Source organism: Streptomyces sp. NPDC029138, from assembly GCF_055564375.1.
This window is the reverse complement of sequence record NZ_JBVHWM010000017.1, coordinates 105,818-121,868: the sequence shown is the minus strand read 5'-3', so window position 1 is coordinate 121,868 and position 16,051 is coordinate 105,818. Positions and strand designations below refer to the sequence as shown.

Sequence of the window (16,051 nt, the reverse complement as noted above, 5' to 3'; positions counted from 1 at the left end):
AGTGGCTGTGGGTCGACCCGGGTCGGCGGGGGGGGGGGTGGTTCCATGGGGGGGCCCTTTGGGTGCGTTTCCCCTGGTCCGTCCGGGGGTGGGGGCCCCCCCCCCCCGCCGGGCCGGTCATACCGCGTCGACGAGCGCTGCCAGCGCGGTGGCGAGGCGGTCCAGGCCGGCACCGGCGGGGCCGCCCGGCTCCGTCATGTACGTGTCCCGCCGGATCTCCACCATCAGCGCGCCGACCCGGGCGTCCGTGCCGTAGAACTCCAGCGGCACGTACGTCCCGGCGAACGGGCTGTCCAGGCCCGTCTCGCCGCAGCCGGCGAACGCCTTGCGGGCGGCCTCGGTCAGCGCCGGCGGGGTGTGGAAGGCGTCCGTGCCCAGGCACACCGGCGGGCGCGGCCCGCTCCCGTGCAGCTCGTACGGGAGCGGCTGGGCCGGATACGAGTGCACGTCGATGATCACGGCCCGCCCGGTCGCGGCCAGCCGGCCGGCCACCGCCTCCGTCATGGCCGCGGCGTACGGCCGGAACCAGCGGGCGAGCAGCGGCTCCGGGTCGGTGTCGGCGGGCCGCAGCTCGCCCTTGTGCGTGGTCCGTGTGTACACCGCGCCCATGCCCACGGCGAGCATCTCCTCCCGCTCGTCCGGGAACCGCTCGGGGTCCACCACCAGCCGCGACAGCCGGTTCACGAACCGCCAGGGCCGGACCCCGGCGAGCGTGGCGGCCCGCTCGGCGATCTCGGCGGTGTGCGCGTCCGTGATGTGGTCCAGCTCCCGCTCCAGCCCGGCGTCGTCCAGCACGATGCCGGCGCGCACCTCCTCCGGTATCGCCCGTGCCGAGTGCGGCACATGCAGCAGCACCGGCGACTCGGCGGCGCCGGGGAGAAGGTCGAACGAGGGGGCGGTCTGGGACACCGGCTGCTCCTGAGGTGTTGGGGGCGTGCACGATCAAGGTGCCACACGGCACTGACAACGGCTCCGCCCCGCATGCCTCCGCCTCGCATGCCTCCGCCCCGGCCGGGGGGTTCCCGGCCGGGGCGGAGGGCACGTCACCTCGGGGGCTCAGGCAGGCGCCGCGGGCACCGGCTCAGGCGCCGCAGGCACCCGCTCAGGCGCCGCAGGCACTAGCTGAGGGACGCCAGCACCTCGTTCCAGGTGGCCGACGGGCGCATGACCGCGTCCGCCTTGGCCTTGTCGACCTGGTAGTAGCCGCCGATGTCGGCCGGGGAGCCCTGGACCGCGATCAGCTCCTCCACGATGGTCTGCTCGTTGGCCGCGAGGGTCTCGGCGAGCGGCGCGAACGCCTTCGCGAGGTCGGCGTCCTCGGTCTGCCGGGCCAGCTCCTGCGCCCAGTACAGGGACAGGTAGAAGTGGCTGCCGCGGTTGTCGATGCCGCCGACGCGCCGGGTCGGGGACTTGTCCTCGTTGAGGAAGGTCGCCGTGGCGCGGTCGAGGGTGTCGGCGAGGACCTTGGCGCGGGTGTTGCCGGTGGCCTCCGCGTACTGCTCGAAGGACGGCACCAGGGCGAAGAACTCACCGAGGGAGTCCCAGCGCAGGTAGTTCTCCTTGACCAGCTGCTGGACGTGCTTCGGCGCGGAGCCGCCGGCGCCCGTCTCGAACAGGCCGCCGCCCGCCATCAGCGGGACGACCGACAGCATCTTGGCGCTGGTGCCCAGTTCCAGGATGGGGAAGAGGTCGGTCAGGTAGTCACGCAGCACGTTGCCGGTCACCGAGATGGTGTTCTCGCCGCGGCGGATGCGCTCCACCGACAGCTTGGTGGCCTCGACCGGGGACAGGATGCGGATGTCCAGGCCCTCGGTGTCGTGCTCCGGCAGGTACTGCTTGACCTTGGCGATCAGCTGCGCGTCGTGGGCGCGCGTCTCGTCCAGCCAGAACACCGCCGGGTCGCCGGTGGCGCGGGCGCGGGTGACGGCCAGCTTGACCCAGTCGCGGATCGGGTCGTCCTTGGTCTGGCAGGCGCGGAAGATGTCGCCCTGCGCGACCGGCTGCTCGATCAGGACGTTGCCGTTCTGGTCGGTCAGGCGGACGGTGCCGGCGGCCGGGATCTCGAAGGTCTTGTCGTGGGAGCCGTACTCCTCGGCCTTCTGCGCCATCAGGCCGACGTTCGGGACCGAGCCCATGGTGGAGGGGTCGTAGGCGCCGTTGGCCCGGCAGTCCTCGATGACGGCCTGGTAGACACCGGCGTAGGAGGAGTCCGGGATGACGGCGAGGGCGTCGTGCTCCTGGCCGTCCGGGCCCCACATGTGGCCGGAGGTGCGGATCATGGCCGGCATGGAGGCGTCGATGATGACGTCGGAGGGCACGTGCAGGTTGGTGATGCCCTTGTCCGAGTCGACCATGGCCAGGTCCGGGCCCTCGGCGATCTCGGCCTCCAGGGACGCCTTGATCTCGGCGCCCTCGGGCAGGCTCTCCAGGCCCTTCAGGATGCCGCCGAGGCCGTCGTTCGGGGTGAGGCCGGCCGCCTTGAGGGTCTGGCCGTACTTCGCGAACGTCTTCGGGAAGAAGGCGCGCACCACGTGACCGAAGATGATCGGGTCGGAGACCTTCATCATCGTGGCCTTCAGGTGCACGGAGAACAGGACGCCCTCCTGCTTGGCGCGGGCGACCTGCGCGGCCAGGAACGAGTTCAGCTCGGCGACGCGCATGACGGACGCGTCGACGACCTCGCCCGCGAGGACCGGCACGGACTCCTTCAGGACGGTGGTGCTGCCGTCCTCGCCGACCAGCTCGATCTTCAGGGCGCCGGCCTCGGAGACGACGACGGACTTCTCGGTGGAGCGGAAGTCGTTCTCGCCCATGGTCGCCACGTTGGTCCTGGACTCGGAGGTCCAGGCGCCCATGCGGTGCGGGTGGGTCTTGGCGTAGTTCTTCACCGAGGCCGGGGCACGGCGGTCGGAGTTGCCCTCACGCAGCACCGGGTTGACGGCGGAGCCCTTGATCTTGTCGTAGCGGGCGCGGATCTCGCGCTCCTCGTCGGTCTTCGGGTCGTCCGGGTAGTCCGGCAGCGCGTAGCCCTTGCCCTGGAGCTCGGCGACGGCGGCCTTCAGCTGCGGGATGGACGCCGAGATGTTCGGCAGCTTGATGATGTTGGCCGCGGGGGTCTTGGCCAGCTCGCCCAGCTCGGTCAGCGCGTCGGGGATGCGCTGGTCCTCGTTCAGGTACTCCGGGAAGACGGCGATGATGCGCCCGGCCAGCGAGATGTCACGCGTCTCCACGGGCACACCGGCCTGCGAGGCGTACGCCTGGATCACCGGCAGGAACGAATGCGTCGCCAGGGCCGGGGCCTCGTCTGTGTAGGTGTAGATGATGGTCGAGTCAGTCACCGGGTGCTCCGCTCCACGTCTGCAACATTGCTCGACATCAAGATATCTCGTGATCGGGGTCGGCTCGACAGGGGTCCTGGCCGGAAAAGGCGCCGTCCGCCATCTGGCGCGCGATCCAGCGGCAGATCACGTCCACCACGTACACGTGTTCGGCGCGGGTCAGCGCGCGTCCCTTGGGGATGCCGTGCCAGCGCTCCAGGCAGCCCCGGCAGCAGGTGGCGGTCGCGTGCTGGGCCACGAACACCGGGTGGCCGCGGTACGGCGTCTGCCGGCCGTCCTTGTACGGCTCGGCCGGCGCCAGCCGCCGGGCGATCAGGTCGTACGCGTGCCACCGCAGGGTCGTCGGCCCCTTCAGGACGGCGGTCGCCCGGTCCCGCCCGCGCAGGTGGAACTTCGCCCGGAACGGCTGGCGCGCGAGCGCGTCCAGCCGCCGGTCGAGCGAGCGGGGGTCCGGGGCCGGGGTGGTCATGCTGCTTCGAGCATACGTGTCGGTCAGGACATACGGCCGGGCTACTCCGTGGCCTGCGCCCCCGACACCGCGCCCTCCCCGCTCCGCTGCTGCGGGATCACCGCCGAGCCCTGCTGGAGGGAGACCGTGCGGGCCGGGGCCGGGATACGGATGCCCTCCTCGCGGTAGCGGCGGTGCAGCCGCTTGATGAACTCGTGCTTGATCCGGTACTGGTCGCTGAACTCACCGACGCCGAGGATCACCGTGAAGCCGATCCGGGAGTCGCCGAAGGTGTGGAAGCGGATGGCGGGCTCGTGCTCCGGCACGGCGCCCGTGACCTCCGTCATGACCTCCGTGACCACCTCGGCGGTGACCCGCTCGACGTGCTCCAGGTCGGAGTCGTAGCTCACTCCGGCCTGCACCAGCACGGTCAGCTCCTGCTCGGGCCGCGTGAAGTTGGTCATGTTGGCCTTGGCGAGCTGGCCGTTGGGGATGACCACCAGGTTGTTGGAGAGCTGGCGGACCGTCGTCTGGCGCCAGTTGATGTCCACGACGTAGCCCTCCTCGCCGCTGCTCAGCCGGATGTAGTCACCCGGCTGGACGGTCTTGGAGGCGAGGATGTGGATGCCCGCGAAGAGGTTGGCGAGCGTGTCCTGGAGCGCCAGGGCGACCGCCAGACCACCGACACCCAGGGCGGTGAGCAGCGGCGCTATGGAGATGCCCAGGGTCTGGAGCACGACCAGGAAGCCGATCGCCAGGACCAGGACGCGGGTGATGTTGACGAAGATGGTCGCCGAGCCCGCGACCCCGGAACGGGACTGGGTCACCGAACGGACCAGACCGGCGATCACCCGGGCCGCGGAGAACGTCACCACGATGATCAGCCAGACCTGGAGCACCTGGTTCACATGGTGCTGCACGGTCCGGGTGAGCGGCAGCACGGCCGCTGCCGCCGCCGCGCCGCCCGCGATCGCCGCCCAGGGGACGACCGAGCGCAGCGCCTCCACGATGACGTCGTCGCCGCTCCACCGGGTCCGCTTGGCGTGCTTCGCGAGCCAGCGCAGCACCGTGCGCGACATGAAGGCGAGCACCAGGCCCGCCGCCAGGGCGATGCCGGCGAGGACGAGGTCGTCCAGGGTCAGCGCGCGGTTCACCGGTCACCTCCGGGGCGTGCGGCCGCTGCGGAGAGCCGTTTGTGAAGTGTCGTCACGTTGTCACCTGCTCGATGTCCGGGATGTGCGACCGCGCCGGCCGAAGGAACTCCGGTGGCCGGCGCGCTCGTTCATCCTGCCGTATCCGGCACACCGGTTCGTACCATGACCGGCGCTCTTCGGGCAGTCCGCTCAGACGATGCCCTCCGCGAGTTCCGCCTGGTCGCGGTCGCTGCCGTACGCGGCGGTGGTGGGGGTGCCGTACGACCGGCGGGCGACGTACCACCAGACGCTCGCCAGGACGAGGACCACGGCGAGCGCGACGGAGGCGTAGTTCATCGTGTCGACCGTGACCGGGGACGCCTGCGGCAGGCAGAACAGGACCGTCACACACGCCACCCACACCACCGCGATCCAGCCGATCGGCCTGCTCCAGCGCCCCAGTTGCCACGGACCCGGCTGGAAACGGTTGCCCGCGCGCAGCCGCAGGAACACCGGGATGGCGTAGGCCGGGGTGATACCGATGACGTTGATGGCGGTCACCGCGTTGTACGCCGTCGCCGAGTACAGCGACGGCAGGGCGAGGACGCAGGCCACGACCACGGACAGCCAGACGGCGGCGACCGGCGTCTGGGTACGGCCGCTCACCGTGCGCCACAGGTGCGAACCGGGCAGCGCGCCGTCCCGGCTGAACGCGAACACCATCCGACTGGCCGCCGCCACCTCGGCGTTGCCGCAGAACAGCTGGGCGATGATGACCACGAGGAGCAGGGCGCTCGCGCCGTCGGTGCCGAGGCCGTCCAACAGGACCTGGGCGGGCGGTACGCCGGTGTCGGTGGTGCGGGTGGCGTCGTAGTCCTGGACGGCGAAGGTCAGACCGGCCAGCAGCACGAAACCGGCGAGCCAGGACACCCAGATGGCGCGGACGATGCCACGGGAGGCGGCCACCGAGGCGTGCGAGGTCTCCTCCGAGAGGTGGGCGGAGGCGTCGTAGCCGGAGAAGGTGTACTGCGCGAGGAGCAGGCCGATCGCCGCCACGTACAGCGGGTTCGACCAGCCGGTCTCGTTCACGAACTTGGTGAACACGAAGGACGCGGACTGGTGGTGGTCGGGGACGATCACCAGCGCGCCGACGATCAGCGCCACGCCCGCCAGGTGCCACCACACGCTGACCGAGTTGAGCACGCTGACCAGGCGCACGCCGAACAGGTTCAGCGTCGCGTGCAGCAGCAGGATGGCGCAGAAGATCAGCATCGTCCTGCCGGGCGTCGGTTCGAAGCCCCACTGGATGTTGGCGAACGCGCCGGTGAACAGGGCGGCGCCGTAGTCGATGCCGGCGATGGCGCCGAGCAGGCCGAGCAGGTTCAGCCAGCCGGTGTACCAGCCCCAGCGCCGGCCGCCGAGCCGGTCCGCCATGTAGTACAGGGCGCCGGAGGTCGGGTAGGCGCTGGTGACCTCGGCGAGCGCGAGCCCGACGCACAGCACGAACAGGCCGACGCCGGCCCAGCCCCACAGCATCACGGCCGGGCCGCCGGTGTTCAGGCCGAAGCCGTACAGGGTCATGCAGCCGGACAGGATCGAGATCACCGAGAAGCTGATCGCGAAGTTGCCGAAGCCGCCCATGCGGCGGGCCAGGACCGGCCGGTAGCCGAGTTCCCGCAGCCGCTGCTCCTCGTCCTGCTGCGGCAGACCGGGGAAGGGGGCGGGAGAGGGAGCGGGGGTGGGATCGGGGATGGGGGACACGCGGGGACCTCCGGGAATCAACAGGCTTTCGAACGGGGGGAGCGTTCAACGGGCGTGCGTGCTGGTGGAGTTCAGGAGCGGGAGCCCTCCGTGGCGGCCCGGCAGCGGTCCCGGGCCTGAACGAAGATCTCCACGGCGCGGTCCCGGTCCGGGGTGCGGTACATCCAGGGCGGGGGAGTGAAGTAGGGGCCGATCGCGTCGAACACCCGTGCCGCGTCCGGGAATCGCAGGGAGCCCCACAGCGCGTGGGCCAGATGGTTGAGGTCCGGCAGCGCGCGCTCGGCGGGCTCGGTCCGCTCGAACCAGGAGTGCAGCGCGCGCCGCGCCTCGCGGGCCGCCTCCTCCACCACCCAGTGCAGATCCAGCGCCGCGTCGTGCCCGCTGTCCCGGCGGTAGCGCTCGACCCGGACGTACAGCGGCAGCAGGTGCAGCGCGGAGCCGGGCGGGGCCTGGCCGGCGGCCCACTGCGCGTACGCCGCGGCCTCCGCGAGCCGGCCCGAACCGCCGCGCGCGTACAGGAACTGGAGCATCCGGTGGTGCGCCTCCCGGTTGAACGGGTCGCGCTTGCCGGCCTCGGCCAGCAGGCCCCAGGGGCCCGGCGGCAGCATCGGCTCCGGCGCGGCGGCCCGGTGCTCCTCCCAGCGCTGCTCCGGGTCGAGCTGGGCCAGCGCCAGCAAGCACACCCAGGGCACCGGGTCCTTCGGGGCGGCCACGGTCGCCGACTGGGCGGCGTCCCACGCCTCGATCCACAACTCATGGGTACGGCGGTGTCGTTCCCGACGGGCCCGCAGCGCGCGCTCGACGCCGACCCGGGCGTGCATCACCACCGCGTGCGCGCTGTCCGGCTCCTCGCTGAGCCAGGCCCGTACCACGTCGGTGCCGGCCGCGGACGCCGCCAGCACCTGGGTGCGCTGGGTCCACTGCCACCACTGCGTGGTTTCCGCGAGCAGGGTGCGCATGGCCATCCAGCGGCCGGTGCGCAGGTCCTGGAGCGCGGCGCGCAGCGCGTGGTCGGGGCCGGCGGGGTCGTAGGAGGGGCGGGCTCCGTCTCTGGCCATCAGCCGCCGGCCCCCGGCCACGGGTGCACGGGCGAGGTGGCGGGGTGACGTTGCAACAGCCCTCCCCTGGGCGGTGACGAAGGTGTCTCGGGTGGTCGGCGGTCACTATAGAGGCGTGGGTTTCGCCGTACCATTGTTGCCAAGTCAATGACCAGCAGGGCGAGTTGGCCGATGAGGGGAAGACCTTGACTCCGGGCCCGGGGCGGCGGCAGGCTGGCGCGGTGATCTTCAGTGCCGCAGCGGAGGGCGCGGGTCGGACGCGGGCGGAAGGCGCTCGCCCTGCCCGTGCGGAAGACGGTCGCCCCGCTCGTGCGGAGGACGCGCGATGACCGGGCCGGTGCTCGCCGTCGATCAGGGCACGTCCGGCACCAAGGCGCTCGTCGTCTGCCCCGAACGCGGCGTCCTCGGCACCGGATTCGCCGAGGTGCGCCCGCGCCATCTGCCCGGCGGCCTGGTCGAGGTGGACCCGGCGCGGCTGTACGACTCGGTGGTCGAGGCCGGCCGGCGCGCGCTCGCCGACGCCGGTGAGCACGTCGTCGCGCTCGGCCTCGCCAACCAGGGCGAGACCGTGCTCGCCTGGGACCCTGCCACCGGCCGCCCGCTGACCGACGCCCTGGTGTGGCAGGACCGACGGGCCGAGACCGTCTGCGCCGAACTCGCCGCACACGCCGACGAGTTGCGGGAGCTGACCGGCCTGCCCCTCGATCCGTACTTCGCCGCCCCCAAGATGGCCTGGATTCGGCGCCACCTCACCCGCGACGGCGTCGTCACCACGTCCGACGCCTGGCTGGTCCACCGCCTCACCGGCGCCTTCGCCACCGACGCCGCCACCGCCGGCCGTACCCAACTGCTCGACCTGGACCGCGCCGAGTGGTCTCCGCGCGCCCTCGACCTGTACGGCCTGGCCGGCGAACGCCTCCCCGAGGTGACCGACGCCGCGCAACAGGTCGGCACAACCTGCGCGTTCGGCCCCGAGATCCCGCTCACCGGACTGATCGTCGACCAGCAGGCCGCCCTGCTCGCCCAGCGCGTCACCGGGCCCGGCGCCGCCAAGTGCACCTACGGCACCGGCGCGTTCCTGCTCGCCCACACCGGCGACCGCCCCCGGCGGGGGGAGTCCGGCCTGGTCAGCTGCGTGGCCTGGCGGCTGGCCGGACACACCAGCTACTGCCTGGACGGCCAGGTCTACACCGCCGCCTCCGCCGTCCGCTGGCTCACCGACCTCGGCGTCCTCTCCTCCGCCGCCGACCTCGACGCGGTCGGCGGCACCGTCCCCGACAGCGGCGGGGTCACCTTCGTCCCGGCCCTCGCCGGACTCGCGGCCCCCTGGTGGCGCGGCGACCTGCGCGGCTCCCTCACCGGACTCGGCCTCGACACCACCGCCGGCCATCTGGTGCGCGCCCTGTGCGAGGGCATCGCCGCCCAGGTCGCCGAACTCGCCGAAGCCGCCGCCGGCGACCTGGGCGCGCCCCTGACCACGCTCCGCGTCGACGGCGGCCTCACCCGCTCCGCGCTCCTCATGCAGACCCAGGCCGACCTGCTGCAACGCCCCGTCGAGGTGTCCGCGCTGCCCGACGCCACCGCGCTCGGCGCCGCCGCCCTCGCCCGCCTCGGCGCGGACCCCGGCCTGAGCGTCGAGGCCGCCCTGCCCGACGGGAAACCCGCCGCCGTGTACGAGCCCCGCATCCCGGCCGACCGGGCCGCCGAACGCCGCGCCGGGTTCCGCGAGGCCGTCGCGGCCCTCCTCGTCCCGTGACCGTCACCGCGGCCGGGCCGCTGCCCAGGACGCCGTACGACGTGGCGATCGTCGGCGCCGGCGTCGTCGGCTGCGCCATCGCCCGCGAACTCGCCCGCCGGCCCCGCCTGCGCATCGCCCTCGTCGAGGCCCAGGACGACGTCGGCCAGGGCACCTCCAAGGCCAACACCGCGATCCTGCACACCGGTTTCGACGCGACCCCCGGCACCCTGGAGGCCCGTCTGGTCCGCGAGGGATACGCGCGGCTCGGCGCCTACGCCACCGAGACCGGCATCCCCGTCGAACGGGTCGGCGCGCTGCTGGTCGCCTGGGACGAGGAACAGCTCGCCGCGCTGCCCCGGCTGGCCGAGAAGGCCGAGCGCAACGCCTGCCACGACACGGCCCTGCTGGGCCCCGACGAGCTGTACGCCCGCGAGCCCCACCTCGGCCCCGGCGCGCTCGGCGCCCTGCACGTCCCCGGCGAGAGCATCATCTGCCCCTGGACGACGACCCTCGCGTACGCCACCCAGGCGGTCCGCGCCGGAGCCGACCTGCACCTCAACGCCGCCGTGCACGAGGTGAGTCCGTCGGACGGGCACGTGCTGACCACCAGCCGGGGCACCCTGCGCGCCCGCCACCTGGTCAACGCGGCCGGACTGCACGCCGACACCCTGGACCGGGCGCTCGGCCACGAGGACTTCACCGTCACCCCGAGGCGCGGCCAGCTCCTCGTCCACGACAAGCTCGCCCGCCCCCTCGTCCGGCACATCCTGCTCCCCGTGCCGACCGCCCTCGGCAAGGGCGTCCTGGTCGCCCCCACCGTCCACGGCAACGTCCTGCTCGGCCCCACCGCCGAGGACCTGCGCGACAAGCGGGCCACCGGATCCACCGCCGACGGGCTGGCCGCCCTCCGGGACAAGGGCCGGCGCGTCCTGCCCGCCCTGCTGGAGGAGGAGGTCACCGCCGTCTACGCCGGGCTGCGCGCGGCCACCGGGCACGAGGACTACCGCATCACCGAGCACCCCGGCCAGGCGTACGTCACCGTCGGCGGCATCCGCTCCACCGGCCTGACCGCGTCCCTGGCCATCGCCGCCCACGTCACCGGCCTGCTGGCCGACGGCGGCCTCGACCTCGGACCGGTACGCGAGCCGGAGCCGGTGACCATGCCCAACCTCGGCGAGGCCTTCCCGCGCCCCTACCAGCGGCCCGACCTCATCGCCGCCGACCCCGAGTACGGCACCCTCGTCTGCCACTGCGAGCGCGTCACCCGGGGCGAGATCCGCGACGCCCTCGCCAGTACGGTCCCGCCGCGCAGCCTGGAGGGCCTGCGCCGCCGCACCCGCGCCCGGGCCGGCCGCTGCCAGGGGTTCTACTGCGGGGCGGCGGTACGGGAGTTGTTCGAGCGGGGGATGCGGCCATGACGGCCCCGCGTCACGTGGACGTCCTCGTCGTCGGCGCCGGTCCCGCCGGGCTCGCCGCCGCCGCGCGGCTGGCCGCCGCCGGTGCCGGCCGCGTGGAGGTGCTGGAGCGGGAGGCGCGGCCCGGCGGAGTGCCCCGGCACTGCGCGCACGGCGGCTTCGGCACCTGGACGCACCCGCTGACCGGCTCCGGGTACGCCCGCCTGCTCACGGAGGCCGCCGAGCGCGCGGGCGCCACCGTCCGGACCGGTGTGACGGCGCTGGACTGGGCGCCGACGGGACCCGTGCTCACCGCCGTCGGCCCCGGCGGCCCGGAGACCATCCAGGCACGGGCGGTCGTCCTCGCCACCGGGGCCCGCGAACGCCCGCGCACCGCCCGGCTGGTGCCCGGCACCCGCCCCGCCGGCGTCTACACCACCGGCGAACTCCAGCAGGCGGTCCACCTGTTCGGGCAGCGCATCGGCACCCGTGCCGTCGTGGTCGGCGCGGCGGACGTCTCCTACGCGGCGGCCGGCACCGTCCGCGCGGCCGGCGCCGAGGTCGTCGCCCTCGTCACGGAACACCCGCGCGCCCAGACCGGCCGCGCCCGCGCCCAGGCGGAACGGCTGCGTCACGGCGTTCCGCTGCTGACCGGCACCACCGTCACCGAACTCCTCGGCCACGGACGCCTGTCCGGCGTCCGCGTCCGCCACCGGGACGGCCGTACGACCGTACTCCCGTGCGACACCGTGGTGTTCACCGGCGACTTCGTCCCCGACCAAGAACTGGCCCGGCGCGGCGGCCTCACCCTGGACCCCGGCACCCGTGGCCCCGCCGTCGGCGCCACCCCGCACACCTCGCGCCCCGGTGTCTTCGCCGCCGGCAACCTCCTGCACCCCGTGGAGCCCGCCCGCACGGCGGCCCGCGAGGGCGCCCGGGCGGCCGGCGCGGTGCTGGACTTCCTGGCGGGCGCACCCTGGCCGGCCCCGGGCGTACCCGTGACCGTCGAGCCGCCGCTGCGCTGGATCGCCCCGAACCGCGTCACCCCGTCCACCCCGCCCGCCCACCACGTGCTGCGCACCGGCACCCCGCTGCACCGCCCGGTCCTGTACGTCCACCAGGACGGCCGCCTCCTCCACCGGGAGCGACGCGCCACCGCCCTGCCCGACCGCACCCTGACCCTCACCGCCCGCTGGCACGACCGCGTCGACCCCGGGGGCGGGGCGGTACGGGTGAGCACCGGCTGAGCGCGGGACCGCCGGAGGAGCAGCGGTTCACGAGTCCGCGAACGACCCGTGCCGTCCGGCACCCGACGCGAACCGGGCGGCGCCCTCCGCGCTCTCGGCCAGCACCCCCATACCCCACCGGAGTTCGCCGCGCAGCGCCGTCTCCTCGTCCTGCCCCTCCTGGTCCAGGACCGACGCCCGGTCACCGCGCAGGCAGGCCTGCGGGAAGCGGGCGATCTGTGCCGCCAGCGCCTCCGCCTCGGCGCGGGCCCGTCCGGTGGGGACCAGCCGGTTCACCAGACCCGTCTCGTACGCCTCGCGGGCCGGGACCGGGCGGCCGGTGAGGATCATGTCCAGGGCCCGGCCGGTGCCGATCAGCCGGGGCAGCCGTACCGTGCCACCGTCGATCAGGGGCACGCCCCAGCGGCGGCAGAACACCCCGAACACCGCGTCCTCCTCCGCGACCCGCAGATCGCACCACAGGGCGAGTTCGAGGCCGCCCGCGACCGCGTGCCCGGCCACCGCCGCGATCACCGGCTTCGACAGCCGCATCCGCGTCGGCCCCATCGGCCCGTCGCCGTCCTCCGCCACCCGGTTGCCGCGCTCGGTGCCGATCGCCTTCAGGTCCGCGCCCGCGCAGAAGGTGCCGCCCTCGCCCCACAGCACCGCCACCCGGGCACGGTCGTCCGCCTCGAACGCCCGGAAGGCGGCGGCCAGTTCGGCGGCCGTCGGACCGTCCACCGCGTTGCGGGCCTCCGGCCGGGAGAGGACGACCGTGGTGACGTACTCCTCGCGTTCTGTGCGGACCGGCACGACGGGTGCTCCTTCTCCGGGGGGCTCGAAGGGCCACTGTGCCTCAGATGACCTTCAGCCGCACCAGCGCGCCCAGCGTCAGCGCCCCCGGCACCAGCGGCAGCCACACGGTGATGATCCGGTACGCCAGTACCACCGCCGTCGCCACCGCCGCCGGGCCGCCCACCGCCACCAGGGCCACGATCAGCGCCGCCTCCACGGAACCCAGCCCGCCGGGTGTGGGCACCAGGGCCACCGCGACCGTCGCGGCGAGGTAGGCCAGCACCATGTGCGCGGGCGGCACCGGCAGCCGCAGCGCCTGCCCGACGGCCGCGAGCCCGGCCGCCTGGAGCGCGGGGAAGGCCAGCGAGCCGCCCCACAGCGCCAGGGCCCGGGCCGGGCGGGTGTGCACCGACCGGGCCTCGCCCAGGGCGTCCCGCGCGAACGCGGACACCCGCGTGCGCAGCGGTCGTACGAACGCCGCCACGGCCCCCGCCACGACCAGCAGGCCGGCCGCGCCCAGCATCAGCGGCAGCGCCGAGCCGTCCGGCAGCAGGGGGCCGAGCCGCAGCGCGTCCGGGAACGCGATCAGCAGCACGGCCAGCAGCCCGAGCCGGCCCACGCACTCCGCCAGCAGGTACAGGGCGAGCGCGGCCGAGGAACGCGCCAGCGGCACCCCGCACACGGTCATGAAGCGCAGGTTCACGGCGCCCGCGCCGAGCCCGGTCGGCAGCAGATGGTTGGCCGCGCCCGCCGCGAACTGGGTGGCCAGCAGCCGGCCCTTGGGCAGCGGCTGGAGCACCGCGCCCTGCCGGGTGAAGGCGGCGGCCACCCAGGTCAGACAGGTCGCCGCGGCCGCCGCGAGCAGCCACGGCCAGGAGGCGGTCCGCAGCTGGCCGAAGCCCTCGGCGAGGACCGAGCGGTGCCGCACGGCGGCCACGGCCACGAGCACGAGCGGCACCAGGCACAGCACCTGGCGGACGGGGACGCGGCGGGGCAGGCGCCGGCGGGGGAGGGAGACGGAAGTCACATCCGCACAGGCTCTCCGGGGCGGCCCAACAGCGGGTGGCGGCTCGGAGAAGGAGGGTGCCGGTACGGGTGAACCGTCGCGGACATTGACCTCAACGAACCTTGAGGTTCTACGGTCTCTTCCATGAGCATGGAGACCACCGCCTGGGCGCAGCTGCACAGCGTGATGAACGCGCAGTCCGAGCGTCGCCCCTTCGCACGCGCCACCCTGCGCCGTATCGCCGCCTTCGCCCGTCCGCACCGCGCCGGCATCGTCCGGTTCGTGCTGCTCGGGGTGGTGACCGCCCTCCTCGCCGTCGCGACCCCCGTGCTCGCCGGCCGCGTCGTCGACGCGATCGTGGCGGGGCACGACTCCGGCACGGTGGTCCGGCTGTCCCTGCTGATCGCGCTCGTTGCGCTCGCGGAGGCGGGGCTCGGTATCCTCGGCCGCCGCCTGTCGGCGACGCTCGGGGAGGGACTCATCCTCGGCCTCAGAACGGCCGTGTTCGATCATGTGCAGCGCATGCCCGTCGCGTTCTTCACACGTACGCGTACGGGCGCGCTGGTCAGCCGTCTCAACAACGACGTGATCGGCGCCCAGCGGGCCTTCGCCAACACCCTCTCCGGCGTCGTCAGCAACCTGGTCACCCTGGTCCTGACGCTCGCCGTGATGCTCACCCTCTCGTGGCAGATCACCCTGCTCGCGCTCGTTCTCCTGCCGGTGTTCGTGCTGCCCGCCCGCCGCATGGGCAGCCGGATGGCCCGCATGCAGCGCGAGGCGGCGGCGCTGAACGCGGCCATGGGCACCCGGATGACCGAGCGGTTCTCCGCCCCCGGCGCCACCCTGGTCAAACTGTTCGGACGCCCGGAGGAGGAGTCGGCGGAGTTCGCGGCGCGGGCCGCCCAGGTCCGGGACATCGGTGTCCGCACGGCGACGGCCCAGTCGGTGTTCATCACCTCCCTCACCCTGGTCTCCGCCCTCGCCCTGGCCCTCGTCTACGGCCTCGGCGGCTGGTTCGCGCTGCGCGGCACCCTGGAGCCCGGCGCGGTCGTCTCCCTCGCCCTGCTGCTGACCCGCCTGTACGCCCCGCTGACCGCGCTCGCCGGGGCCCGGGTCGAGGTGATGAGCGCGATCGTCAGCTTCGAGCGGGTCTTCGAGGTGCTCGACCTCAAGCCGCTCATCGCCGAGAAGCCGGACGCCCGCGAGGTCCCCGACGGCCCGGTCGCCGTCGAGTTCGACGACGTCCGCTTCTCCTACCCCGCCGCCGACCAGGTCTCCCTCGCCTCCCTGGAGGAGGTCGCCGCGCTCGACACCCGCGGCGGCACCGAGGTGCTGCACGGCATCTCCTTCCGGGCCGAACCCGGCCAGACCGTCGCCCTCGTCGGCTCCTCCGGCGCCGGCAAGTCGACCATCGCCCAGCTGCTGCCGCGCCTGTACGACGTGGACGCGGGCGCGGTCCGGATCGGGGGGGCCGACGTCCGCGACCTCAGCTTCGCCTCCCTGCGGGCCACGCTCGGCATGGTCACCCAGGACGGCCACCTCTTCCACGACACCGTCCGCGCCAACCTGCTGCTGGCCCGCCCGGACGCGGGTGACGACGAGCTGTGGGACGTCCTCGGCCGCGCCCGCCTCGCCGACGTCGTACGGTCCCTGCCCGACGGCCTGGACACGGTCGTCGGCGAGCGCGGCTACCGGCTCTCCGGCGGCGAACGCCAGCGCATGACCATCGCCCGGCTGCTGCTCGCCCGCCAGCGCGTGGTCATCCTGGACGAGGCCACCGCGCACCTGGACAACACCTCCGAGGCGGCCGTCCAGGAGGCGCTCACCGAGGCCCTGGAGGGCCGCACGGCCGTGGTCATCGCCCACCGCCTGTCCACGGTCCGCGCCGCCGACCAGATCCTGGTCGTGGAGTCCGGCCGGATCGTGGAACGCGGCACCCACGAGGAACTGCTGGCCGGGGAGGGCCGGTACGCCGAGCTGTACCGCACGCAGTTCGCGGGACGGGGCGAGACGGCGGAGGCGGGAGCGGTCGCGCCGGGGGCCGTGGAGGCGGGGGTGCCGACGGTGGGGTGAGGGAGCGCCCGGGTTGTCGCGGGAGGGCGGAGGCGGGGTCGACGGCGGTCGGGTGAGGCCCGCCGGTCAGGCCACGGGCGT

Annotated in this window: 12 protein-coding genes; 4 read left to right on the top strand and 8 right to left on the bottom strand. The window is 74.0% G+C overall.

Annotated elements, in window-relative coordinates:
* Nucleotides 1–117 precede the first annotated feature (117 nt).
* The 6 genes from ACZ4WH_RS17145 to ACZ4WH_RS17120 all read right to left on the bottom strand — a co-directional run bounded on the left by ACZ4WH_RS17145 (nt 118) and on the right by ACZ4WH_RS17120 (nt 7,738).
* Nucleotides 118–909 (bottom strand): N-formylglutamate amidohydrolase, encoded by a 792-nt coding sequence (locus ACZ4WH_RS17145; RefSeq protein WP_468181116.1) that lies wholly within the window; start codon nt 907–909, stop codon nt 118–120.
* A 209-nt stretch (nt 910–1,118) separates the two neighbouring features.
* A complete protein-coding gene (locus ACZ4WH_RS17140) occupies nt 1,119–3,338 on the bottom strand; it encodes an NADP-dependent isocitrate dehydrogenase (protein WP_468181114.1) in 2,220 nt (739 codons plus the stop codon).
* A 37-nt stretch (nt 3,339–3,375) separates the two neighbouring features.
* Nucleotides 3,376–3,807 (bottom strand): DUF4186 domain-containing protein, encoded by a 432-nt coding sequence (locus ACZ4WH_RS17135; RefSeq protein WP_468181112.1) that lies wholly within the window; start codon nt 3,805–3,807, stop codon nt 3,376–3,378.
* 41 nt (nt 3,808–3,848) lie between these two features.
* Nucleotides 3,849–4,940 (bottom strand): mechanosensitive ion channel family protein, encoded by a 1,092-nt coding sequence (locus ACZ4WH_RS17130; protein WP_468181110.1) that lies wholly within the window; start codon nt 4,938–4,940, stop codon nt 3,849–3,851.
* A 189-nt stretch (nt 4,941–5,129) separates the two neighbouring features.
* Nucleotides 5,130–6,671 carry an amino acid permease gene (locus ACZ4WH_RS17125; protein WP_468181120.1) on the bottom strand — a complete coding sequence of 514 codons (1,542 nt, stop codon included), beginning with the start codon at nt 6,669–6,671 and terminating at the stop codon, nt 5,130–5,132.
* A gap of 80 nt (nt 6,672–6,751) precedes the next feature.
* Nucleotides 6,752–7,738: a hypothetical protein gene (locus tag ACZ4WH_RS17120; protein ID WP_468181108.1), complete on the bottom strand. Its 987-nt coding sequence runs from the start codon at nt 7,736–7,738 to the stop codon at nt 6,752–6,754.
* A 325-nt stretch (nt 7,739–8,063) separates the two neighbouring features.
* Here ACZ4WH_RS17120 and ACZ4WH_RS17115 point away from each other — a divergent pair, with 325 nt between their 5' ends.
* Genes ACZ4WH_RS17115 through ACZ4WH_RS17105 form a run of 3 tightly spaced genes read left to right on the top strand, consistent with a single transcriptional unit; the run spans nt 8,064 to nt 12,117 of the window.
* The gene (locus ACZ4WH_RS17115; RefSeq protein ID WP_468181106.1) at nt 8,064–9,494 is read left to right on the top strand and encodes an FGGY family carbohydrate kinase; all 1,431 of its coding nucleotides are present in this window, start codon (nt 8,064–8,066) and stop codon (nt 9,492–9,494) included.
* Nucleotides 9,491–10,894, top strand: coding sequence for an FAD-dependent oxidoreductase (locus ACZ4WH_RS17110; protein WP_468181104.1), 1,404 nt, complete (start codon nt 9,491–9,493; stop codon nt 10,892–10,894). The genes ACZ4WH_RS17115 and ACZ4WH_RS17110 overlap by 4 nt, the downstream gene beginning before the upstream one ends.
* Nucleotides 10,891–12,117, top strand: coding sequence for an NAD(P)/FAD-dependent oxidoreductase (locus ACZ4WH_RS17105; protein ID WP_468181102.1), 1,227 nt, complete (start codon nt 10,891–10,893; stop codon nt 12,115–12,117). Before ACZ4WH_RS17110 ends, ACZ4WH_RS17105 begins: the two co-directional genes overlap by 4 nt.
* A gap of 27 nt (nt 12,118–12,144) precedes the next feature.
* Here the strand turns inward: ACZ4WH_RS17105 and ACZ4WH_RS17100 are convergent, their stop codons facing one another.
* Nucleotides 12,145–12,909, bottom strand: coding sequence for a crotonase/enoyl-CoA hydratase family protein (locus ACZ4WH_RS17100; RefSeq protein WP_468181100.1), 765 nt, complete (start codon nt 12,907–12,909; stop codon nt 12,145–12,147).
* A 43-nt stretch (nt 12,910–12,952) separates the two neighbouring features.
* Nucleotides 12,953–13,918: a lysylphosphatidylglycerol synthase transmembrane domain-containing protein gene (locus tag ACZ4WH_RS17095; RefSeq protein ID WP_468181098.1), complete on the bottom strand. Its 966-nt coding sequence runs from the start codon at nt 13,916–13,918 to the stop codon at nt 12,953–12,955.
* Nucleotides 13,919–14,041: 123 nt separating this feature from the next.
* Here ACZ4WH_RS17095 and ACZ4WH_RS17090 point away from each other — a divergent pair, with 123 nt between their 5' ends.
* The gene (locus ACZ4WH_RS17090; protein WP_468181096.1) at nt 14,042–15,970 is read left to right on the top strand and encodes an ABC transporter ATP-binding protein; all 1,929 of its coding nucleotides are present in this window, start codon (nt 14,042–14,044) and stop codon (nt 15,968–15,970) included.
* Nucleotides 15,971–16,051 lie beyond the last annotated feature (81 nt).